Annotated in this window: 26 protein-coding genes; 12 read left to right on the top strand and 14 right to left on the bottom strand. The window is 68.1% G+C overall.

Going from position 1 to position 19902, the window contains the following annotated elements; genetic code table 11:
• Positions 1 to 27: 27 nt before the first annotated feature.
• Entirely contained in the window at positions 28 to 582 is a 555-nt protein-coding gene (locus tag QT386_RS10125) for a hypothetical protein (protein ID WP_289273635.1), read from the top strand.
• A 107-nt stretch (positions 583 to 689) separates the two neighbouring features.
• On the top strand, positions 690 to 1238 hold the full coding sequence (locus QT386_RS10130; RefSeq protein ID WP_289273636.1) for a glutathione peroxidase: 549 nt from the start codon (positions 690 to 692) through the stop codon (positions 1236 to 1238).
• Here the strand turns inward: QT386_RS10130 and QT386_RS10135 are convergent.
• The 7 genes from QT386_RS10135 to QT386_RS10165 all read right to left on the bottom strand — a co-directional run bounded on the left by QT386_RS10135 (position 1235) and on the right by QT386_RS10165 (position 7390).
• Positions 1235 to 1645: a hypothetical protein gene (locus tag QT386_RS10135; RefSeq protein WP_289273637.1), complete on the bottom strand. Its 411-nt coding sequence runs from the start codon at positions 1643 to 1645 to the stop codon at positions 1235 to 1237. The genes QT386_RS10130 and QT386_RS10135 overlap by 4 nt on opposite strands.
• Positions 1642 to 2460 (bottom strand): bifunctional DNA-formamidopyrimidine glycosylase/DNA-(apurinic or apyrimidinic site) lyase, encoded by an 819-nt coding sequence (gene mutM / locus QT386_RS10140; protein ID WP_289273638.1) that lies wholly within the window; start codon positions 2458 to 2460, stop codon positions 1642 to 1644. Before mutM ends, QT386_RS10135 begins: the two co-directional genes overlap by 4 nt.
• Before the next feature lie 14 nt (positions 2461 to 2474).
• Positions 2475 to 3362, bottom strand: a complete 888-nt coding sequence (locus tag QT386_RS10145; RefSeq protein WP_289273639.1) for a DUF4340 domain-containing protein — start codon at positions 3360 to 3362, stop codon at positions 2475 to 2477.
• Between the two features lie 14 nt (positions 3363 to 3376).
• Positions 3377 to 4723 carry a GldG family protein gene (locus tag QT386_RS10150; RefSeq protein WP_289273640.1) on the bottom strand — a complete coding sequence of 449 codons (1347 nt, stop codon included), beginning with the start codon at positions 4721 to 4723 and terminating at the stop codon, positions 3377 to 3379.
• A 10-nt stretch (positions 4724 to 4733) separates the two neighbouring features.
• Complete coding sequence (locus QT386_RS10155; RefSeq protein WP_289273641.1) at positions 4734 to 5483, bottom strand: ABC transporter permease; 750 nt, start codon at positions 5481 to 5483, stop codon at positions 4734 to 4736.
• Positions 5480 to 6424 (bottom strand): ABC transporter ATP-binding protein, encoded by a 945-nt coding sequence (locus tag QT386_RS10160; protein WP_289273642.1) that lies wholly within the window; start codon positions 6422 to 6424, stop codon positions 5480 to 5482. Before QT386_RS10160 ends, QT386_RS10155 begins: the two co-directional genes overlap by 4 nt.
• Positions 6425 to 6517: 93 nt before the next feature.
• Positions 6518 to 7390, bottom strand: a complete 873-nt coding sequence (locus QT386_RS10165) for a lysophospholipid acyltransferase family protein (protein ID WP_289273643.1) — start codon at positions 7388 to 7390, stop codon at positions 6518 to 6520.
• Between the two features lie 9 nt (positions 7391 to 7399).
• On the opposite strand from QT386_RS10165, the gene dtd reads away from it, so the two are divergent.
• From dtd to tatC, 9 genes are all read left to right on the top strand, one after another.
• On the top strand, positions 7400 to 7837 hold the full coding sequence (gene dtd, locus QT386_RS10170) for a D-aminoacyl-tRNA deacylase (protein WP_289273644.1): 438 nt from the start codon (positions 7400 to 7402) through the stop codon (positions 7835 to 7837).
• A 257-nt stretch (positions 7838 to 8094) separates the two neighbouring features.
• Complete coding sequence (gene hisB, locus QT386_RS10175) at positions 8095 to 8688, top strand: imidazoleglycerol-phosphate dehydratase HisB (RefSeq protein ID WP_289273645.1); 594 nt, start codon at positions 8095 to 8097, stop codon at positions 8686 to 8688.
• Positions 8689 to 8707: 19 nt separating this feature from the next.
• Entirely contained in the window at positions 8708 to 9346 is a 639-nt protein-coding gene (gene hisH, locus QT386_RS10180; protein ID WP_289273646.1) for an imidazole glycerol phosphate synthase subunit HisH, read from the top strand.
• Between the two features lie 133 nt (positions 9347 to 9479).
• Positions 9480 to 10205 carry a 1-(5-phosphoribosyl)-5-[(5-phosphoribosylamino)methylideneamino]imidazole-4-carboxamide isomerase gene (gene hisA, locus QT386_RS10185; RefSeq protein WP_289273647.1) on the top strand — a complete coding sequence of 242 codons (726 nt, stop codon included), beginning with the start codon at positions 9480 to 9482 and terminating at the stop codon, positions 10203 to 10205.
• A 125-nt stretch (positions 10206 to 10330) separates the two neighbouring features.
• Positions 10331 to 11101: an imidazole glycerol phosphate synthase subunit HisF gene (gene hisF / locus QT386_RS10190; protein WP_289273648.1), complete on the top strand. Its 771-nt coding sequence runs from the start codon at positions 10331 to 10333 to the stop codon at positions 11099 to 11101.
• 50 nt (positions 11102 to 11151) lie between these two features.
• Positions 11152 to 11475: a phosphoribosyl-ATP diphosphatase gene (locus QT386_RS10195; RefSeq protein ID WP_289273649.1), complete on the top strand. Its 324-nt coding sequence runs from the start codon at positions 11152 to 11154 to the stop codon at positions 11473 to 11475.
• A gap of 18 nt (positions 11476 to 11493) precedes the next feature.
• Positions 11494 to 11715 (top strand): Sec-independent protein translocase subunit TatA, encoded by a 222-nt coding sequence (tatA, locus tag QT386_RS10200; RefSeq protein WP_289273650.1) that lies wholly within the window; start codon positions 11494 to 11496, stop codon positions 11713 to 11715.
• Between the two features lie 27 nt (positions 11716 to 11742).
• Entirely contained in the window at positions 11743 to 12075 is a 333-nt protein-coding gene (gene tatB, locus QT386_RS10205) for a Sec-independent protein translocase protein TatB (RefSeq protein WP_289273651.1), read from the top strand.
• Positions 12072 to 12857, top strand: a complete 786-nt coding sequence (gene tatC, locus QT386_RS10210) for a twin-arginine translocase subunit TatC (protein WP_289273652.1) — start codon at positions 12072 to 12074, stop codon at positions 12855 to 12857. Before tatB ends, tatC begins: the two co-directional genes overlap by 4 nt.
• 237 nt (positions 12858 to 13094) lie before the next feature.
• Here tatC and QT386_RS10215 read toward each other — a convergent pair whose 3' ends face one another.
• From QT386_RS10215 to QT386_RS10240, 6 genes are all read right to left on the bottom strand, one after another.
• Complete coding sequence (locus tag QT386_RS10215; protein ID WP_289273653.1) at positions 13095 to 13601, bottom strand: DUF2062 domain-containing protein; 507 nt, start codon at positions 13599 to 13601, stop codon at positions 13095 to 13097.
• Positions 13598 to 13960 carry a DUF1475 family protein gene (locus tag QT386_RS10220; protein ID WP_289273654.1) on the bottom strand — a complete coding sequence of 121 codons (363 nt, stop codon included), beginning with the start codon at positions 13958 to 13960 and terminating at the stop codon, positions 13598 to 13600. The genes QT386_RS10215 and QT386_RS10220 overlap by 4 nt, the downstream gene beginning before the upstream one ends.
• Before the next feature lie 5 nt (positions 13961 to 13965).
• Positions 13966 to 15261, bottom strand: a complete 1296-nt coding sequence (locus QT386_RS10225; protein ID WP_289273655.1) for a cyclopropane-fatty-acyl-phospholipid synthase family protein — start codon at positions 15259 to 15261, stop codon at positions 13966 to 13968.
• 29 nt (positions 15262 to 15290) lie between these two features.
• Positions 15291 to 16055 carry a DUF1365 domain-containing protein gene (locus QT386_RS10230; RefSeq protein ID WP_289273656.1) on the bottom strand — a complete coding sequence of 255 codons (765 nt, stop codon included), beginning with the start codon at positions 16053 to 16055 and terminating at the stop codon, positions 15291 to 15293.
• Between the two features lie 3 nt (positions 16056 to 16058).
• Positions 16059 to 17402: an NAD(P)/FAD-dependent oxidoreductase gene (locus QT386_RS10235; RefSeq protein ID WP_289273657.1), complete on the bottom strand. Its 1344-nt coding sequence runs from the start codon at positions 17400 to 17402 to the stop codon at positions 16059 to 16061.
• 74 nt (positions 17403 to 17476) lie between these two features.
• Positions 17477 to 18100 (bottom strand): arylesterase, encoded by a 624-nt coding sequence (locus QT386_RS10240; protein ID WP_289273658.1) that lies wholly within the window; start codon positions 18098 to 18100, stop codon positions 17477 to 17479.
• On the opposite strand from QT386_RS10240, the gene QT386_RS10245 reads away from it, so the two are divergent.
• Positions 18099 to 18764, top strand: coding sequence for an ABC transporter ATP-binding protein (locus QT386_RS10245; protein ID WP_289273659.1), 666 nt, complete (start codon positions 18099 to 18101; stop codon positions 18762 to 18764). The genes QT386_RS10240 and QT386_RS10245 overlap by 2 nt on opposite strands.
• Positions 18765 to 18777: 13 nt before the next feature.
• On the opposite strand, the gene opgC is transcribed toward QT386_RS10245, so the two are convergent.
• The gene (opgC, locus tag QT386_RS10250; RefSeq protein ID WP_289273660.1) at positions 18778 to 19902 is read right to left on the bottom strand and encodes an OpgC domain-containing protein; all 1125 of its coding nucleotides are present in this window, start codon (positions 19900 to 19902) and stop codon (positions 18778 to 18780) included.

The following is a 19902-nucleotide window of genomic DNA, read 5'->3' on the forward strand; positions in this document are numbered from 1 at the left end:
GTTCGTCAAAGGCCCGAGATCGCTTCGATGAGAGCCGCAATCCTGCTTGCCGTCGCACTGCTGGCGGCCTGCAGCACCCTGGATCGTCGCAGCTACTACCAGCCGGTCGCTGAGCCGGCGCAGCTGTCGGGGCCGGAGCGCCTGCCCTGTGGATTCGCGAACCTGGGGGGAGGCCCCACCACCTACGAGCACGACGATGGTGTCTCCAGGTTCTCCATTTCCGCAGGCCAGGATGTACATCCGTATCTGTTCGGGCCCTGGTTCATTTCCGTCATCCCCGTATTCCCGATCACCTGGATCGCCGAGCTTTTCATCGATGACCGCCTGGTGGTCCACCTTGTGCGTCATGAGGGCGGAGTGGATCCTCTGGGGGCCCGCTTCGTTGCACGCATCGGCGACAAGGATCTGCCGGCTCAAACCAGGATGCTCGGCCGGGACCGGATGGAACTGACCTTTCCCGTCAGGGATTCCGAGACGAAGGACTTCGTTCTCATGGGAGAACTGGACGGGAAGCCGCTGCTGAGCCTGCCATTCAAGCGGACCGCCCGATGGGCGTGGACCCAGTGGACGCCCAACTGCTGAACAGCCGTTGATCCCCGCGTGCGATCCCTTGCCGCCCCTCAACTGCGGTTGCCGCGTGGCGCCCAGCGGTTAATCTAGCGCTCCCCAGCACAGCCGAGAGCCGGACCATGACGCAGCTCCAGAACATCCCCGTGAAGAACATCGACGGCTCGGCCGCCAGCCTGGCCGACTACGGCGGCAAGGTGCTGCTGGTGGTCAACGTCGCTTCCAAGTGCGGCCTCACGCCGCAGTACGCTGGCCTGGAGAAGCTTTACCAGGGCCAGCAGGCGCAGGGGCTGGAAGTGCTGGGCTTTCCGGCCAACAATTTCATGGGGCAGGAGCCCGGCGCAGACGCCGAGATCAAGGATTTCTGCTCCACCACCTACGACGTGCACTTCCCTCTGTTCTCCAAGATCTCGGTCAAGGGCGCGGACCAGCATCCGCTCTACGCCGCGCTGACCGGCGCGCAGCCCAAGGCCGTGGGCGCCGAGCCCTTCCGCGAGAACATGAAGCGCTACGGCATCGACGCGCCGGATGACGGCAACGTGATGTGGAACTTCGAAAAGTTCCTGGTCGGCCGCAACGGCGAGGTGGTGGGCCGCTTCGCGCCGGACGTGACGGCGGAAGACCCGCGCCTGGTGGCGGCGGTCGAGGCGGAACTGGCGAAGAAGGCCTAGTAGAAAGCCGCGGGGAAGCGCTGTCTCAACCACAGCGCCGGCCCCAGGATCACGGCGGACACCACCGCGTCCAGCACGATCCCCGCCGGGAACCCGGCCTGCCCGCACAGCCAGGCATCCAGCGGCGCCCAGCACAGCACGCTGAGGATCAGCGCGTCGCAGCCCCAGCGCTCTCGGCGCAGCACGCCATGGCGCACCACGAAGAAGGCCAGCATGCCCCAGGCGGCAAGGGTGGGGCCAAATACGCGCGACCAGAAGCGCGCCGCCTCGGCGGACTCGGCATAGGGCATCTGCGCCAGCACGCCGGGCATCCAGGGCAAGGCGAAGGGCATGGCAAGGCCCAGGGCGACATGGCCGGCGGCGAGCAGCAGCAGCAACTGGCCCAGGCGACGCTCGGCCCCGCTCATTTCTGGCAGCCGGGGCAGAAGCAGGACGAACGCTGGCCGATCACCAGGCGCTTGATCGCCGTGCCGCAGACCAGGCAGGCCTCGCCCTCGCGGCCGTAGACGTAGAGCTTCTGCTGGAAGTAGCCGGATGCACCATCCGCCCCCGCGAAGTCGCGCAGCGTGGTACCGCCCTGCTCGATCGCCGCCGCCAGCACCTCGCGGATCTTCTCCGCCAGCAGCTGGTACTGCACACGCGTGACACGGCCGGCAGCGCGGCCCGGACGCAGGCCGGCGCGGAACAGCGCCTCGGCGGCGTAGATGTTGCCGGCGCCCACCACCACGCGCCCATCCATGACGAAGTTCTTCAGCGGCGCGCTGCGTCCGCGCGACAGCGCGAACAGGTAGTCGCCGCTGAATTCCTCGGAGAAAGGTTCCGGCCCCATGCCGGCGAGCAGTTCATGCGTGGCTTCCGCAGCCACCCAGAGCAGCACGGCGCCGAAGCGCCGCGGGTCGTGGTAACGCAGCAGCACGCCGCCTTCCAGCTCGATATCGACATGGTCGTGCTTGCGCAGCGGGTGTCCCGGCTGCAGGACCAGCAAGCGGCCGGTCATGCCCAGGTGCACGATCAGGCGATCGCCGTTGTCCAGGTGCAGCAGCAGGTACTTGCCGCGGCGCGAGGTGGACTCGATGCGCCGGCCGCGCAGCAGCGCCGGCAGGTTCTTCGGCACCGGCCAGCGCAGGCGCGCATCGCGCACCGTGACCTGCCCGATGCGACGGCCCAGGACGTGCGGCTCGACGCCGCGGCGTACGGTCTCGACTTCGGGCAGTTCCGGCATGGGGTCAGCGCCGGTTACAGCTTCGGCAGGGCCGGCGTGGCGCCGGCCGGCGGCGCGACAGCCGCCTTGCGCAGCTGCAGCAGTTCGGTCTCCAGCGCCTTCGACAGCACGTAGCGCACCTTCAGGTCCGGATTGGCCAGCACCACCTGCGGATCGCGCTCGGCGACGATGAGGCGCAGCTCGCGGCCGTCCTTGAGCGTGATCTTCACCGTCTCGCCCTGCGAACCCTCGGGCAGGTCGGCGGCCATCCACATGGCGCGTGCATCCTTCCAGGCATGGGCCAGCTTCTGCGGCGCGTCGGCGCTGATGTCCGGCTGCAGCGGCGCGGCATCCCAGCGCTTGCCGTCGGCCCCGAGCACCACGCTGACTCCGGAGGGCAGCTCGATCTTCACGATCTCCGCATCCGCCGGCACCGGCGGCTTGGCCACCAGGTCGGAATAGTCGGCGTCCAGCGCAGCGCTGGGCGGATCATCCACCAGCGCCACTTCGCCACCGGTCAGCACATAGCGCCGCGCCTCGATCGGCTCCTGCGCGCCGAAGTCCAGCGCCTCGTCGTTGAGCGTGATGCGGTAAGCCGGCGGCGCGAGGCCGAGATCGGCCAGCTTCACCTCGGCCAGCGGCAGCTTGCGCTTGGCGCCCAGCGCGGCGAGGTTGGTCAGCGCCGAAACCTCCAGCTCGTCGGTGTCGGCCTTCACCGGCTCCACGATCCTCCAGGCGCTGCCCTGCTTCTCCAGCACCACCTTCGGGTGGCCCGGATGCTCCAGCGCGATGCGCGTCAGTGCATCGGGCTTCAGCGCCGTCAACGGTACCGCCGGCTCTTCCTTCTTCTGGCTGAAGTACACGCCGGCGCCGAGACCGGCGACGGCGACCAGCAGCAGCAGGTTCAGATGCGTGCGTTTCATCGATTCGGCTCTGCTCAACGACGGCGGCGGATCATCCAGCGCGCCACGCCCCAGCCCAGCAGGCCCAGCGGCAGCAGCAGCACGAACACGGCGGCGATGGTGGTCAGCGCCCAGCCCGGCAGCAGCAGCGAGGTGTCCGGCGCCTTGGGCACGTCCACGTTCAGCTGCGCGTCGCGAGAGGCCAGCCACTGCACCAGGTTCAGGCCCAGCTGCTGGTTGCCCACTTCGCCCAGGTAGGCGTTGGCCAGGAAGTCGGCGTCGCCGATGGCGGCGACACGCTGCGTCACCGTCTTGTCACCCTCGCCCTTGCGCTCGCGCGTCAGGGTCAGGCCGACGGTCAGCGGGCCGTGGATGTCCTTGTCATCCAGCGCGACGCTGCCGCCGCTGATGTCGCCGGTCTCCAGCCAGGCGGCCTCGGAGCTGATCAGCAGCGGCGCCAGCGACCAGCCGGCGGCGGGGTTGCCTACCAGCGAGCGCGCGAAGGGGAACAGGGTGATCTGGTCGAAGCCCTGCGTCACCGGGTTCTTCGGGTAGCCCACCGCGGCGAAGAAGCCCGGGTGGCCGGTGCCGATCACCTGGTACTCCGGCATGATCGCCACGCCTTCCTGCCAGGCGATGCCCAGGGCCTGGGCCAGCGGGTCGATGCCGGCAGGAGCTTCCGGATCGGCCAGCCACAGCAGGTTACCGCCGCGCTCGACGTATTCCTTCAGCTGCTGCGCTTCACCCGCCAGTGGTTGCTTGCCCGGCGAGGCGATCACCAGCACGCTGGTGTTATCGGGGATGCGCCCTTCCTTGACCAGGTTGAGGCCGCGGACCTTCAGCCCCTTGTCGCGCAGCACCTGCGCGAAACGGCCCAGCGCCGCCGGATTCTCCGGATCATTCCAGCCACGCTCGTCGTGGCCTTCCAGGAACACCACCCACTGCTCGCCGCCATAGGCCAGTCGCTGCAGCGTGCTGGTCACCACCGGCTCGGTGGTGGCGCGCAGGCTCTCGCGGCGGCCCTGATAGTCCACCACGATCTCGCCCATCGACGAGATGTTGTACTCCTTGACCTTCTGCGGATTGGCGGAGGGATCGATGAACTCGATGCGGATGTCGGCCTTGGCGCGGGTATAGCGCCCCATGTCGGTCTCGATCGAGCGCCGCACGTCGGCGCCCGATGGCGCGAACACGGTGATGACGATCGGGCCCGGCATGGCCTGGAGCTGCTTGAGGCTGGCCTCGGTCAGCGTGTTGCGGTTGCCGGCGGTCCAGTCGAACTCGGTCTTGTAGCGTGCGCTGAGCACGCCGATCAGCACAATGGCGGCCAGGAACAGCAGGCCGCTGATGATTTGCTGGATGAGGGTCTGTTTCCTGGTCATGGTCTTGTTCTTAGTTGCGTTCCATGTCGAGGCGCTGGACGGTCAGCCACAGGAACAGGCCGCTGAACAGCAGGTAGTAGACGATGTCGGCACTGTTGAAAATGCCGCGACGCAGGCTGTCGTAGTGCCCGATCAGGGAGAGGTAGTTGAAGACGTCGCGGAACGGGATGCTGTCGTTGTAGCCCAGGATGTTGAGCAGCCAGATCACCAGCAGCAGGCCGAAGCTGCCCACCGCCGCGATGGTCGGCTCGCGCGTCAGCGATGACACGAACAGGCCCGCGGAGGCGAAGGTCATCATCATCAGGAACAGGCCCAGCAGGCCGGCGGCCACGCGGCCCCAGTCCAGGTTGGTGCTCCAGTGCAGCGACAGCGGCATGGCCGCCATCAGCACCACGATGGCCAGGATGAACCCGAGCACGCCCAGGAACTTGCCGAGCACGATCTCGGTGATCGACACCGGCGCCGAGGTCAGCAGCACCAGCGTGTTGCCCTTGCGCTCCTCGGCGAACACCCGCATGGTCATCAGCGGCATCACCAGCAGCAGCAGGATGGTGGCGAAGCCGTACAGCGAACCGGCAACGTAGTCGGACACGCCGATGGTGTCGTCCGGCTGCATGCCGGCGTTGTTGGCATAGTCCACCAGCAGGTTGATGAACACGAAACCCATGATGAACTGCACCACCGCCAGCACGGCCCAGGCCAGCGGCGACAGGAAGATGCGCTTCAGCTCGGTGCGCGCGATATTGAGGATGTTGCTCATGCGGCCTCCGCCAGCGCAGCGTCGCGCGAGGTCAGTTCCACGAAGATCTCTTCCAGCGTCTGCGCTTCGGCGCGCAACTCCAGCAGGCCCCAGCCGCCTTCGACGGCCGTCTTGGCGATCGCCTCGCGCGGATCGGCGTTGCCTTCCACCTCGATGCGGTAGCGGCCCTCGCCCAGCGCCAGCACCCGGCGCACGCCGGCCAGTGTCTCCAGCGTGCGCGCGTCCGGCAGCTGGCGGAACACAGCGGCGATTGCGCCGAAGCCTGCGGACTTCGCCGAAGCCACCGGCTCGTTGTACACCGCGCGGCCGCGGTTGATGATCATCACGCGCGAACACACCGCCTGGATCTCCGGCAGGATGTGCGAGGACAGGATCACCGAATGGTTGCGGCCCAGCGCCGCGATCAGCGAGCGGATCTCGCGGATCTGGATCGGGTCCAGGCCCACGGTGGGCTCATCGAGGATGATCACCGGCGGGCGGTGGATGATGGCCTGAGCCAGGCCCACGCGCTGCTGGTAGCCCTTGGACAGATTGCCGATCAGGCGGCGGCTGACATCCGTCAGGCCGCAGTCGCGCTTGGCCGAGGCCACGGCCTCGGGGCGCGCCTTGCGCGCGATACCATGCAGGCTGGCGCAATAATCCAGGTACTCGTCCACGGTCAGCTCGCCGTAGACCGGCGGCTGCTCGGGCAGGTAGCCCAGCGCGCGCTTGGCCGCCTTGGCGTCCTCGCGCAGCGACTTGCCGCCGATCAGCACCTCGCCCGCGCTGGGCGCGAGGTTGCCGGTCAGCATCTTCATGGTGGTGGACTTGCCGGCGCCGTTGGGACCGAGCAGTCCGAGGATCTCCCCCTTGCGCAGGGTCAGGTGGAGGCCGTCGACGGCAAGCGTCGGGCCGTAGCGTCGCGTCAGTGCGCGCGCCTCGATGAGGACTTCGCTTTCCATGGTCTCTTTCTAGGAATGTTGAACCGGGTGTGCCGGGCGCCGCTATGACTGGCGGCCCCAGACCGGAGTTCCGCGGGGTCGAGGACCGGCCGGCTACAGGCCGGCGTAAAGATTCTCGCCCCCGGGGGGCCGGCGACGGTAGCGTTTGTAGCTCCACCAGTACTGTCCCGGCAAGTGGCGGATCACATCCTCGATGCCACGGTTGAGCGCCGACAGGCCAGCTTCCCCGTCCTGCGCCACCCCTTCCGGGGCCTGCCGCAGATGGAAACGGAAGCCGCGCCCGCCCGGCAGGCGCTCGGCGTAGCAGAACCACACCGGCAGGCCGATGCGCCCGGCCAGCTTGGACACCAGCACCGTGGTATGCGCCGGGATACCGAACAGCGGCGCGAAGCCGCCCGAGCCCGGCGGCGGATCGTGGTCCGGCAGCACGCCGATCTTGCCGCCGGACTTGAGCTGCTGCAGCAGCGCCTTGACCCCCGCCGCGCTGGTCGGCACCAGGGTCGCGCCCAGGCGGCTGCGGCCCTCCAGGATCAATTCGTCCATCACGCCCTTCTGCGGCTTGTACAGCGAGGCAATGCCGCCCTGGGCGGCGCAGAGCATGCCGGCCAGCTCCCAGGAGCCGATGTGCGGGCACAGGATGATGGCGCCCTGGCGCGAGACCTCCAGCAGCTCGCGGGCGGCGTCGGGGGCGGCGATCCAGCCCTGCAGGCGGCGCTCCGGGCCGAACCAGATCGCCGGCGCCTCGAGCACGGCCTGCATGGACTGGACTAGACTCTCCCGGGCCAGTTGCCGGCGCCGCGCGGCGTCCAGCTCCGGCAGGCAGCGCTCCAGGTGCCGCAGGGTCACGGCCTTGAGGTTGTTGGGCAACCACCACAGCAGCGTACCCAGCGCAGCACCGAGGGCATGCAGCAGCGGCAGCGGCAGGCAACCGAGCGCCTTGAGCAGGAACCGGGTCAGGGATTTCATCGCCACATTATGATTGGACTGCTGCAGCGCGTCAGCGAAGCCTCCGTGACGGTCGACGGCGAGGTCATCGGCCGCATCGGCCCCGGCCTGCTGGTGCTGGTCGGCGTGCAGCCGGAGGACACCGAGGCCCGCGGCGAGCGCCTGCTGGAACGCCTGCTCGGCTACCGCGTCTTCGAGGATGAACAGGGCCGCATGAACCGCTCCCTGCGCGACACCGGCGGCGGCCTGCTGCTGGTCAGCCAGTTCACTCTGGCGGCGGACACCCGCAGCGGCACCCGCCCTGGCTTCTCCACCGCCGCCCCCCCGGACATGGCCCGCGACCTGTTCGCCTGGTTGGTGCACCGCGCCCGCCACCTCCACCCCGAGGTCGCCTGCGGCCGTTTCGGCGCCGACATGAAGGTGGCCCTGATCAACGACGGCCCGGTGACCTTCCGACTGGAGGCCTAGGGCCCGGTCCTGCCCCCAAGGGCGGCCCGGCCGGCCCAAAGGGAACCGCCGTTCACCTGTCTCCAGCCCGGCGAACAGGGGGCCATCCCTGGCGGGACACCACTTCCAGAACCCACCCCCGGCCCGGCCATCCATGGCCGGGCGTTCGGCGGGACGAATGTCCACTGGACATTCGCCTTTTGCCCGCCTCACCCGCCGGCTTTGAGTTTGCTGCACTGCGGGGTATCCTTGTCGCCCCTTTTCGCCAGCCGGCGTCAATGAACGCACGTAAAGCCAGCGTCACGCGCGACACCCGCGAGACCCAGATCCGAGTCGAACTGAACCTCGACGGTAGCGGCGAGTCCCGCTTCCAGACCGGCGTCCCGTTCCTGGATCACATGCTCGACCAGATCGCCCGCCACGGGCTGATCGACATCGTCGTGGAAGCCACCGGCGACCGGCACATCGACGACCACCACACGGTGGAAGACATCGGCATCACGCTCGGCCAGGCCTTCGACAAGGCCGTGGGCGACAAGAAGGGCATCTTCCGCTACGGCCACGCCTACGTCCCGCTGGACGAGGCCCTGTCGCGCGTCGTGATCGACCTCTCCGGCCGCCCTGGCCTGGAGTACGGCGTGGAGTTCCCGCGCGCCCGCATCGGCGAGTTCGACGTGGACCTGTTCCGCGAGTTCTTCCAGGGCTTCGTGAACCACGCCAAGGTCACGCTGCACATCGACAACCTCCGCGGCCGTAACGCGCACCACATCATCGAGACCGTGTTCAAGGCTTTCGGCCGCGCGCTGCGCATGGCCGTGGAGCGCGACACCCGCCTCGGCGACGTCATGCCGTCCACCAAGGGCACTCTGTAACAAGCCTCCAGGGATCAAGATGGCGTCCGTCGGTATCATCGATTACGGCATGGGCAACCTGCACTCGCTCGGCAAGGCGCTGGAGCGCGTTGCCGGCGGTACGCGGGTGGTCACCTCCTATGACCCGGAAGTACTGCTCAAGTGCGACCGTCTGGTCCTCCCCGGCGTGGGCGGCGTGCGCGAATGCATGCGCGAGCTGCAGCGCCTGGAACTGAACCAGATGGTGATCGAGGCGGCCCGCAAGAAGCCGATGCTCGGTATCTGCCTGGGCATGCAGGTCTTCCTGGAGTGGAGCGACGAAAACGGCGGCGTGCCGGCCCTGGGTCTGTTCCCGGGCAAGGTCACGCGCTTCCCGGACCCGCCGGAAGACGGTGGCGCCGACCGCCTCAAGGTGCCCCACATGGGCTGGAACCGCGTGCACCAGACCCGTGCGCACCCCCTCTGGGAGGGCGTGCCGGATGACGCCTGGTTCTACTTCGTGCACAGCTACCATGCCGAGCCGGCCTGCCCCGACCACGTCCTGGGCACCTCCGACTACACCAAGACCTTTGCCTGCGCCCTGGCGCGGGACAACCTGGTCGCCTTCCAGTTTCACCCCGAGAAGTCGCAGAACGCCGGGATGACGCTGCTGGCCAACTTCGTCCAATGGGACCCCTGAGCGCGTAGACACGGCTTGCGCCCGGCTAGGGTTGGTGGCAGAGTTTTTCCACACCGATCCAGGCCGCACGCTCAAAACGACGCCCCCAACGGTCTCTCTCCTCCGCTATCCCACCTGATGGTTCTCACAGCTCATGCTGTTGATTCCTGCGATTGATCTAAAGGGCGGCAAGTGCGTGCGTCTGCGCCAAGGCCGAATGGACGACGTCACCGTCTTCTCCGATGACCCTGTGGCCATGGCCCAGAAATGGGTCGACGAGGGCGCCGAACGTCTGCACCTGGTGGACCTGGACGGCGCCGTGAAAGGCGAGCCGGTCAACATCAAGGTGGTGGAGCAGATCGCCGCGGCGATCAGCATCCCCGTGCAGATCGGCGGCGGCATCCGCGACGAGGAGACCGTTCAGCGCTACCTCAACGCCGGCGTGCAGTACGTCATCATCGGCACCAAGGCCGTGAACGCCCCGCACTTCCTGCACGACCTCTGCCTGGAGTTCCCGCGCCACATCATCGTGGGGCTGGACGCCAAGGACGGCCGCGTGGCGCTCAACGGCTGGACCAAGGTCACCGGCCACGACGTCATCGAGACCGCGATCCACTGCGAGCGCGACGGCGTCGAGGCGATCATCTACACCGACATCGGCCGTGACGGCATGATGCAGGGCTTCAACGCCCAGGCCACCCGCAACCTCGCCGCCGCGATCAAGACCCCGGTCTTCGCCAGCGGCGGCGTCAGCACCATCGACGACATCCACCGCCTCAAGGAAATCGAGGGCGAGGGCGTTGCCGGCGCCATCATCGGCCGCGCGCTCTACGAGGGCACGCTCAAGCTCGCCGACGCCGTCAAGGTCGCACGAGGCTGAAATGCCGGGAATCGGGAATGGAGAATCGGGAATGGTAGAAGCCTGGCGAGGTCGCCGGCCTACCTCCTCGGCCCCGCTTGAACGATTCCCGACTCCCGATTCCCGATTCCCGTCTTAACGTTCCCATGCTCGCCAAACGCATCATCCCCTGCCTCGACATCGACCGTGGGCGCGTGGTCAAGGGCGTCAAGTTCGAAGACGTGCAGGACGCCGGCGATCCGGTCGAAGTGGCGCGCAAGTACGACGCCCAGGGTGCCGACGAGCTGGTGTTCCTGGACATCACCGCCAGCGTCGACGACCGCCCCACCCTGTTCCAGACCGTGGAAGCGGTGGCCAGCCAGATCTACATCCCCCTGACCGTGGGCGGCGGCGTGCGCAGCTGCGCCGACGTGCGCGCCCTGCTCTCGGCCGGTGCCGACAAGGTCAGCATCAACACCTCCGCCGTCGAGAACCCGGACTTCGTCACCGAGGCCGGCGACCGCTACGGCGTGCAGTGCATCGTCGTGGCGATCGACGCCAAGCGCGTCAACAAGAAGAAGGAACCGCCGCGCTGGGAGGTCTTCACCCACGGCGGCCGCCGCGCCACCGGCCTTGATGCCATCGAATGGGCCAAGACCATGGTGCGCAAGGGCGCCGGCGAACTGCTGGTCACCAGCATCGACCGTGACGGCACCAAGAGCGGCTACGACAACGAGCTGCTGGCCGCCATCTCGGCCTCCGTCAGCGTGCCCCTGATCGCCTCCGGCGGCGTGGGCGACCTGGAGCACCTCTACCAGGGCCTGGCCACCGGCGGCGCCGATGCCGTGCTGGCCGCCAGCATCTTCCACCAGGGCACCTACACCGTAGGCGAGGCCAAGCAGTATCTCGCAGGCAAGGGCGTCCGGATTCGTCTCTGAGCGACAAGGGTTACACTGTCGCCATCCTGTAACCCTGGACCGCTAGCCTGATGAACCCCGGCGACGTATTGACCCAGCTGTACGCCACCCTGGAGGCCCGCAAGACCGCGGACCCGCAGGGCTCGTACATCTCCAGCCTGTACGCCAAGGGCACCGACGCGATCCTCAAGAAAGTCGGCGAGGAAGCGGCGGAGACCATCATCGCGGCCAAGAACCCGGAGCCCGCAGCGCTGGTCTATGAACTGGCGGACCTGTGGTTCCACAGCCTGGTGCTGATGGCGCACAAGGACCTCCCGCTCACCGCGTTGACCGACGAACTCGCCCGGCGCTTCGGGCAATCCGGGCTGGCCGAGAAGGCCTCCCGCAGCAAGTAGACCTACGAGGATAGCAACATGGGTTCCTTCAGCATCTGGCACTGGCTCATCGTCCTGGCCATCGTCCTAGTCATCTTCGGCACCAAGAAGCTGCGCGGCGCCGGCGGCGACCTGGGCGGCGCCATCAAGAACTTCAAGCAGGCCATGAAGGAAGGCGAGGAAGACGCGGCCAAGACTCCGGCCCAGCTCGCCGAACAACAGAAGCAGCAGAACGCCTCCGAGCACAACACCAAGGTCTGAGCCTGCCCGCGGCATAGGCCCTGAACCATGTTCGACGTCGGTTTTTCCGAGCTGCTGGTCTGCTTCCTGATCGCCCTGGTGGTGCTCGGCCCCGAGCGCCTGCCCAAGCTGGCGCGGACGGTCGGTCGCTGGAGCGGCCAGGCCAAGGTCTACATGCGCAACCTCACCACCGAGCTGGATCGTGAGTCGCGACTGATGGAGCTCAAGAAGCAGGTCGAGGAAGCCCAGAAGCTACTGGCCGAGCAGGCGCAGGAAGCCAAGGCCGGCGTCCAGAACATGATGAAGCCGGCCCAGGAGTCCCTCCAGGACGCCCGGACCGAGGTCGAGAAGCTGACCAAGGACAACGACCCGCGGCCATGAGCGACACGGGCGCCCCGCAGGACACCGAACAACCGCTGATCGCCCACCTGCTGGAGCTGCGGCAGCGCCTGCTGTACGCCGTCATCGGCGTCATGGTGATCGCCCTGCCGCTGATGGTGATCTGGGCCAAGGACGTCTACGCCCTGCTGGCCAAGCCGATGCTGGACAACCTGGCGCCCGGCGTGACGATGATCGCCACCGAGGTCGCCTCGCCCTTCTTCACCCCGATCAAGTTCGCCGGCGTGCTGGGCCTGATCCTGGCCATGCCCTGGGTGCTGTGGCAGATCTGGGCCTTCGTCGCCCCCGGCCTGTACAAGAGCGAGCGCCGCCTGGTGGCCCCGCTGATGGCCTCCAGCACCCTGCTGTTCTACGCCGGCATCGCCTTCGCCTACTTCCTGGTGCTGCCCACGGTGTTCCACTTCACCGTCGGCGTCGCCCCCGAGGGCGTGGCGGTGACGCCGGACATCAGCAAGTACCTGGACTTCGTCCTCACCATCTTCGTCGCCTTCGGCCTCGCCTTCGAGACGCCGGTGGCGCTGGTGCTGCTGGTGAAGACCGGCTTCGTGACGCCGAAGCAGCTGACCGACAACCGCGAGTACGTCTTCGTCGGCGCCTTCGTGATCGGCGCCGTCTTCACTCCGCCGGACGTGGTTTCGCAGCTGATGCTGGCGATCCCGGTCTACCTGCTGTTCGAGGTCGGCATCATCGCCGCGCGCTGGATGGTGCCGGGGACCGAAGCGGTGGATGCGCAGCGCGAGGCGCAAGAGAAAGCGGGCGAGTAAATTCCCCGTAGCGCGGGCGCACAGCTTTGCGCCTTTTCAGTGTCCCTGAACCGTTCATCCCGAATGCCGCGCCCTCGATACGACCCGCCATGGCGGATCACTCGGGACCACCGGACCGGCGTATCGAGGGACGCGCCGAAGCAGGGGTGTCGGCGCCACCGCTCGGCTGGTCCGCGAAAGCTTTCGCCCCTCACCCCAACCCACCCGGAAGCGGGGAGAGGGAGCAAGAGACGGGAGTCAGGTCGTACTGGTGCTGCGCATCTTCTGACGCCCTGCCCTCACGCTCCGCGCCAGACTCTCCAGCGCCGGTCGCAGGATCACGTACATCAGCGGCACCACCACCAGCGCGCTGATCGCCCACACCAGGCTGCCGCCCACCGCGATCACTCCGTAGTCCAGCACGAACTGCTTCGGGCTGTGGGCGAAGCGTTCGGCCAGTTCCGCCACATCCAGCAGCGGTGCCGGCTCGCTGCCGAGCAGCCGCTCGCCAGCACGGTAATAGGGGTATAGCAACAGGATATGCACCGGCGCCAGCAGCGCGTTGACCAGCTGCATCAGCGGCTGGTTGAGCCGCAGCGCCCAGGCACAGACCGCGCACAGCGCCGTGGTGACGCCGAAGATCGGGAAGACGCTGAGCAGGGCGCCCAGCGACACGGTGAAGGCGATACGCTGCGGCGTGACGCCCTGCGTCAGCTGCGCCATCACCACCCGCTTCACGCGGGCGCGCCAGCCTTCCTTGGTCATGCGCTGTCGGGACGCAGCAGGACCTCGCGCGCACCCGCGCGCGGCGGCAAGGTCCACAGCACCTTCAGCATGTAGGCCGCCATGGCGATGTTGCCCAGCAGCAGCACGGCCGGCAGCCAGGCGATGCGCGCCACCACGCTGCGTTCGCGGTAGGCGATCCACAGCCAGAACCACAGGAAGCCGAAGTAGGCGTCGAACAGCGTGGCGATGGTCCAGGGGTTGTAGCCGGCCCGGGGGTTGTCCATCAGGTCCTGGATCGCGGGGACGATGCTGACGATGCCGGAGGCCCAAACCGAGACGCCGACCAGGCCGGCCAGCACCACCAAAGACCACAGGAACAGCCCGCCGCGCACGCTCATGACCTCTACCCCTTTTCCAGCGTCACCTGCATCAGGTCGATGCGCTCCACCCGGAAGCCGCATTCGCAATAGGCCAGATAGTAGCGCCACATGCGCAGGAAGCGCTCGTCGAACTGCGAGACCACCTGGTCGCGCACGGCCAGCACGTTGCGGTGCCAGTAGGCCAGGGTGTCGGCGTAGTCATGGCCGAAGTAGCGCGGCTCCCTCGCCTGCAGGCCGGCTTTCTGCGCCAGGTCCATGAAGCGCTGCGGCGGGCACAGCATGCCGCCGGGGAAGATGTACTTCTGGATGAAATCGCGCTTGGTCAGGTATTGCTCGAAGATCGACTCGTCGATGGTGATGCCCTGGATCGCGGCGCGGCCGCCCGGCTTCAGGGCCTTCTCGATGGCGGCGAAGTAGCCCGGCCAATATTCCGCACCCACCGCCTCGTACATCTCGATCGACACCACGCGATCGTACTGGCCCTGGATGTCACGATAGTCGCGCAGCTCGAACTGCACGCGGTCGGCCACGCCGGCCAGCTCGGCGCGGCGGCGCGCTTCCTTGAGCTGCTCGTCCGACAGCGTGATGCTGGTGACGCGGCAGCCGGAATGCTGCGCGGCGTAGATCGCGAAGCCACCCCAGCCCGAACCGATCTCCAGAAGGTGGTGCTCCGGCCGCAGGTCCAGGCGCTCGTACATCAGCCGGAACTTGTTGAGCTGGGCGTCATGCAGCGTCTGGTTGGGCTCGGCGAACATGGCCGACGAATAGGCCATGGTGTCGTCCAGCCAGAGCTTGTAGAAGTCGTTGCCCAGGTCGTAGTGGTACTGGATGTTCTCGCGCGAGCCGGCACGGGTGTTGGCGCGGCGGCGATGCTGCCACCAGCCGTACACCTTGCCCAGCCAGTTCACCTCGAACGGGCCCTTGTAGTAAGGCTCGTTGAGATACATCACCGCCAGCAGTGGCGCCAGGTCCGGCGAGTCCCAGCAGCCATCCAGGTAGGCCTCGCCGAAGCCCACCTCGCCGCCGCTCAGCACGTGCGTCATGAAGCGCTCGTTGCGGATGTTGAGCACGCCGCGCAGCTCCGTGCGCTCCTGGCCGCGGAACAGGCGCCGCTCGCCGTTGGGCAGGTTCACTTCCAGCTGCCCATAGTGCAGCCCGCGCAGCATGTACATCATCAGCCGTAGCCGCAGGCTCAGCCGTGACGAGGCGGCCTGTGGCGCCAGCGCCGCGGGCAGGTCTGGCGAGAAGCCATCGCGCCCCAGCACGAGTCCCAGCGGATCGTCGAGTCCGTCCTGCTTGTCTTCGGGTTTCTGGCTCATGGTGCTCGGTTCGCTTCTTCGTTCTTGTTTCAGGTCAGGTCCTGCGGCAGCGGTGCCGGCTTGGATCGGTAGCCGGCCCCGCGCAACCACAGCTTCAATGCTTCCCAGTGGATGCCGGCCACCACCTTCACCGCCATCCAGGGCATGCGCAGCACTTGCCGCAGCAGGGCCGCATCGGACAGCTCGCGGCGCTCCGCCGCCAGCGTGGCGTCCATCACCGGTACGCCGTCGCGGCTCTCGTGAATCGCCACGCGCAGGCGCTCGCCCGGCTCGCCCAGCTGGAAGCGGTACTGGCCCGCGCGATCCAGGAAGGGCGAGACATGGAAGCACTTGTCCTTGTCATGCACCTGTTCATACGGCATCGGCGCGCCGCCGGATGCGAGCAGGTAGCTGTGCCGCTCGCCGAAGGTGTTGCGCACCTCGGCGATCACTGCGCGCAGGGAGCCGTCGCGGTACTCGCAGTACCACAGACTGATCGGGTTGAAGGCCCAGCCGAATATCCGTGGCAGGGTCAGCAGGCGGATGCGCCCGCCGTCCGGCTCGATGCCATGGCGGCGCAGGCAGTCCTCCGCCCAGGGCCGCAGGCCGCGGCCATCGCCGTAGTCGCGCGTACGCAGGCTCAGCAGGTTGAAGCGGTCCAGCGAGAAGAAGCGCAGGCGCTGCTGCATCTCTGGCAGCCGGTCGATGTCCACCAGCAGGTAGAACACGCGGTAGACGAAGCGATACAGCGGCGCGATACGGCGCCGGTGCATGACCCGGGCGGGGTACAGCCAGCCGGCCTGATCCACGTCCATCGGCTACCCCGCGATCCCCGCCGCCGCTGCCGGCAGCCCCGGGGCCGAGGATGCCGTCCCCGCATGGGATTCATCAAGGCGGGCCCACTGGGGCAGGCAGTCCCGGTCCAGGCCCGCCACCGCGCGCAGGCCGGAGCGCAGGCCGTCCTCGTGGAAGCCGTAGCCGGTCCAGGCGCCGGCGAACCACAGCCCGCCACGGCCCTGTATCTCGGGCAGCCGACGGTGCGTCATGCTGCTGGCGGCGCCGTAGTGGGGGTGGTGATAGAGCGTGTCGTAGATTACCCGCTCGGCCGGCACCTCGCGGGTGGGGTTGAGCGTGACGATATAGTTCACCGGGCCGGGGATGCCCTGCAGCAGGTTCATCCAATAGCTGCCGGAGATCGGCCGGTCGTGCACCTCGTCGCGGTCGTTGATGTAGTTCCAGGACGCCCAGGCGGCGCGGCGACGCGGCAGGAAGGACTCGTCGGTGTGCAGCACGCAGCGGCTCGCGTTGTAGGGAATGCCGCCGAGGATCTCCCGCTCGTCCGCCGCCGCGTCGGCCAGCAACGCCAGGGCCTGGTCGGAGTGCGTGGCGCAGACCACGCGCTCGTAGGTCTCGGCGCCGACCGCCGTGCTCACCTCCACGCCGCCCGCGCCGCGGCGCAGTCGCGTGACCGGCGCATTGCTGCGCAAGCGGCCCGGGAAGCGCTCCAGCAGCTTCTTCAGGTACTGGTGCGAGCCGCCCACCACGGTGTGCCAGACCGGCTGGCCGGTGGCGGTGAACAGAGAGTGCGAGTCGAAGAAGCGCATGAAGTCCGCGGCGGGATATTCCATGGCCTTCTGCGGCGAGCAGCTCCAGATCAGGCCGGCCATCGGCAGCAGGTAGCGGCTGGCCAGCTCCGGCGAATAGCCCGCGTCGCGCAGGTAGTCGCCCAGCGAGCCTTGGGGCAGCACGCCGCCGCGCAGCAGGGCGTTGGCATTGCGGTTCAGCTTCAGGATGTCCAGCAGCATGCGCACATGCTTCCAGCGGAACAGGTTGGAGGGCTGGGCGAACACCGTCCACAGCCGGTCGCTGCCGGTCCACTCGTAGGCACCGCCGCCCAGCGACACGCCGAAGGACATGCTGGTGGGCCGGGTCTGCACCTCCAGCTCACGGAACAGCGCCGTCAGGTTCGGGTAGTTGATGCCGTTGTAGACGATCCAGCCGGTGTCCACCGGTTGAACCCCCTCCGGCGTCGGCACCAGGATAGTGTTGGTATGGCCGCCGCAGCGCCCGTCCTGCTCGTACAGGGTGACGTCATGGCGGCGCGCCAGGAACGAGGCGGCGCTGAGCCCGGAAATGCCGGAACCGACGACTGCGATCTTCATTGCGGGGAGGCTGGTTTCTGTTGAGTCTGCTGTGCATTGTCCTTACGCGGGAAATCGCTACCGGGATGCAGTCCTCAACGGGGGGCACCCAATAGCGGTTTCAGGGTCGGCCAGACCGCGTCCAGCAGCTTGGGCTGGGCGGCGGCGGAGGGGTGGATGCCGTCGTCCTGGAAATTCACCGGGTCCAGGGCGATCGGCATCAGGAAGAACGGCACCACCGGGGTTTTCGTGGCCTGGCCCAGCTCGGTGAAGGTCTTGGTGAAGCTTTCGCCATAGGCCGGGCCGTAGTTGGCCGGAATGCGCATCTCGAACAGCACCGGCCTGGCGCCCGCATCGCGGGATAGTTGCAGCATCTTGTCCAGGTTGGCGCGCAGGTTCCTCACCGGCAGGGCGCGCAAGCCGTCGTTGGCGCCCAGTTCCAGCAGAACGATTGCCGGCTGGTGCTGTCCCAGTGCTGCCGGCAGGCGGGCGAGGCCGCCGGCGCTGGTCTCGCCGCTGATGCTGGCGTTGACCACCACGTGGGGATAGCCTTCCTTTCGCAGCCGCTGTTGCAGCAGTGCCACCCAGCCCTGGGAGGCCTGGATGCCGTAGGCCGCGCTGAGACTGTCCCCGAACGCCAGGATTTTCGGTGCCTGAGAAGGTGCCTGGGCGGTCGCCGCGCCGCCCCACAGACACAGGACCAGAAAGACATACCGCATGAAAGCCGTCATCGCCCGCGATCTCCGGAAAACTGTCGTCAGCGGCGCCGCGCCGCTCACCATTCTGACCGGAATCAGCTTCGAAGTTTCCGCCGGCGAGTCGGTGGCCATCGTCGGCCAGTCCGGCTCCGGCAAGACCACGCTGCTTTCGCTGCTGGCCGGGCTGGATCTGCCGACCGAGGGCGACATCCTGCTCGACGGCCAGTCGCTGGCGGCCCTGGACGAGGACGCCCGCGCCGGGCTGCGCGCCGGCCGCGTCGGCTTCGTGTTCCAGTCCTTCCAGCTGCTGGCGGGCTTCACCGCGCTGGAGAACGTCATGCTGCCAGCCGAGCTGGCCGGCCTGCCCGACGCCGCCGGCCGCGCACGCCGGGCGCTGGACGAGGTGGGCCTGGCGGCGCGCCTGGACCATTACCCGCACCAGCTCTCCGGCGGCGAGCAGCAGCGTGTGGCGCTGGCCCGCGCCTTCGCTGGCCAGCCCAGGATCCTGTTCGCCGACGAGCCTACCGGCAACCTCGACACCGCCACCGGCCAGAAGATCATCGAGCTGATGTTCGAGCTCAACCGCGCGCACGGCACCACGCTGATCCTGGTCACGCACGACCCGGCACTGGCGGCGCGCTGCGGGCGTACGCTGACGCTGCGTGAGGGGCGCCTGAATGGCTGACGTGAAGCGGCGCTCAGGGCTCGCTGCGGCCGCGGTGCTGGTGCAGCGCCACCCACAGCATCACGCCGAAGGTCCCGGCCAGCATCAGGCTCTCGGTCAGCCCGTCCAGCGGGTGCTCGTCGGCACCCACCAGGCCGAAGGCCAGCAGCGCCAGGAACAGGTGCGCGGCGAACACCCGCAGCGAGGCACGGCCCAGCAGCCCCAGCGCGGCGCCGCCGACGCGGCGCAGCAGCTGCGCCAGCCATGGCAGGGCCAGGCCGGTGGTGACCGCCAGCACGGCGAAGTTGGCCAGGCGCATCGGCCCGAGCAGCACCTTGTCGAACAGCACCGGATGCTGCAGGCGCAGCAGCTCCATCGGCAGCAGTGGCTCCAGCAGGCGGTGATACCAGGCCAGGTAGACCAGCGCGGTACCCACGGCGGCCAGGCGCAGGCTGCGCCGCGGCAGCTGCGCGGCCAACCGACCGCTCACCGCCAGGTGTCCGGTCCACAGGCCGAACACCCACAGCAGCTGCCAGGCGAAGTCGTCGAAGAAGCCCAGCGCCGGCAAGGGCAGCGAGGGCACGCTGTCGCCGGTGAGATGGTTGAAGCCGTCCAGCAGCAGGGCGCGCCCCCCACACTGCGCGAACACCCAGACCAGGCTGCTGAGCAGCAGCACCCGGCCCCAGCCGTGGCGCCGCGCCTGCACCAGCCAGAACGGTGTCAGCAGCAGCTGCACGATGTAGGTCGGCAGGATATCCAGCAGCGGCGGCTGGTACAGCAGCAGCGGCGCGGCCCACAGCGCCGCCGTGGGCTGGTCGAAGTAGAAGCTCAGCAGGTTGCGCAGCATCGGGCGGCCACCGTAGTAGCCGATCGCCGCACCCACCGTGAACAGGAACAGCAGCAACAGCAGATGCCAGCGATACAGCTCGGAGGCACGCTCGCGCAGCCGCGTGCGCATCCAGTCCTCGCCGCGCCAGTCGATGGCGCGCCAGTAGACCATGCCCGCGACCAGGCCCGACAGGAACACGAAACCCTCGGCCGCCGAGACGAAGCCGAAAGCCTGGCTGCTGTACGCGGACAGCCGCGTCGGCAGGTGGGTCAGCGTCATCAGGATCAGCAGCAGCCCACGCAGGGTGTCGAGTTCGTAGCGTCTTTGCAT

Source organism: Solimonas sp. SE-A11 (assembly GCF_030345715.1).
Classification (GTDB): Bacteria; Pseudomonadota; Gammaproteobacteria; order Nevskiales; family Nevskiaceae; genus Solimonas_A.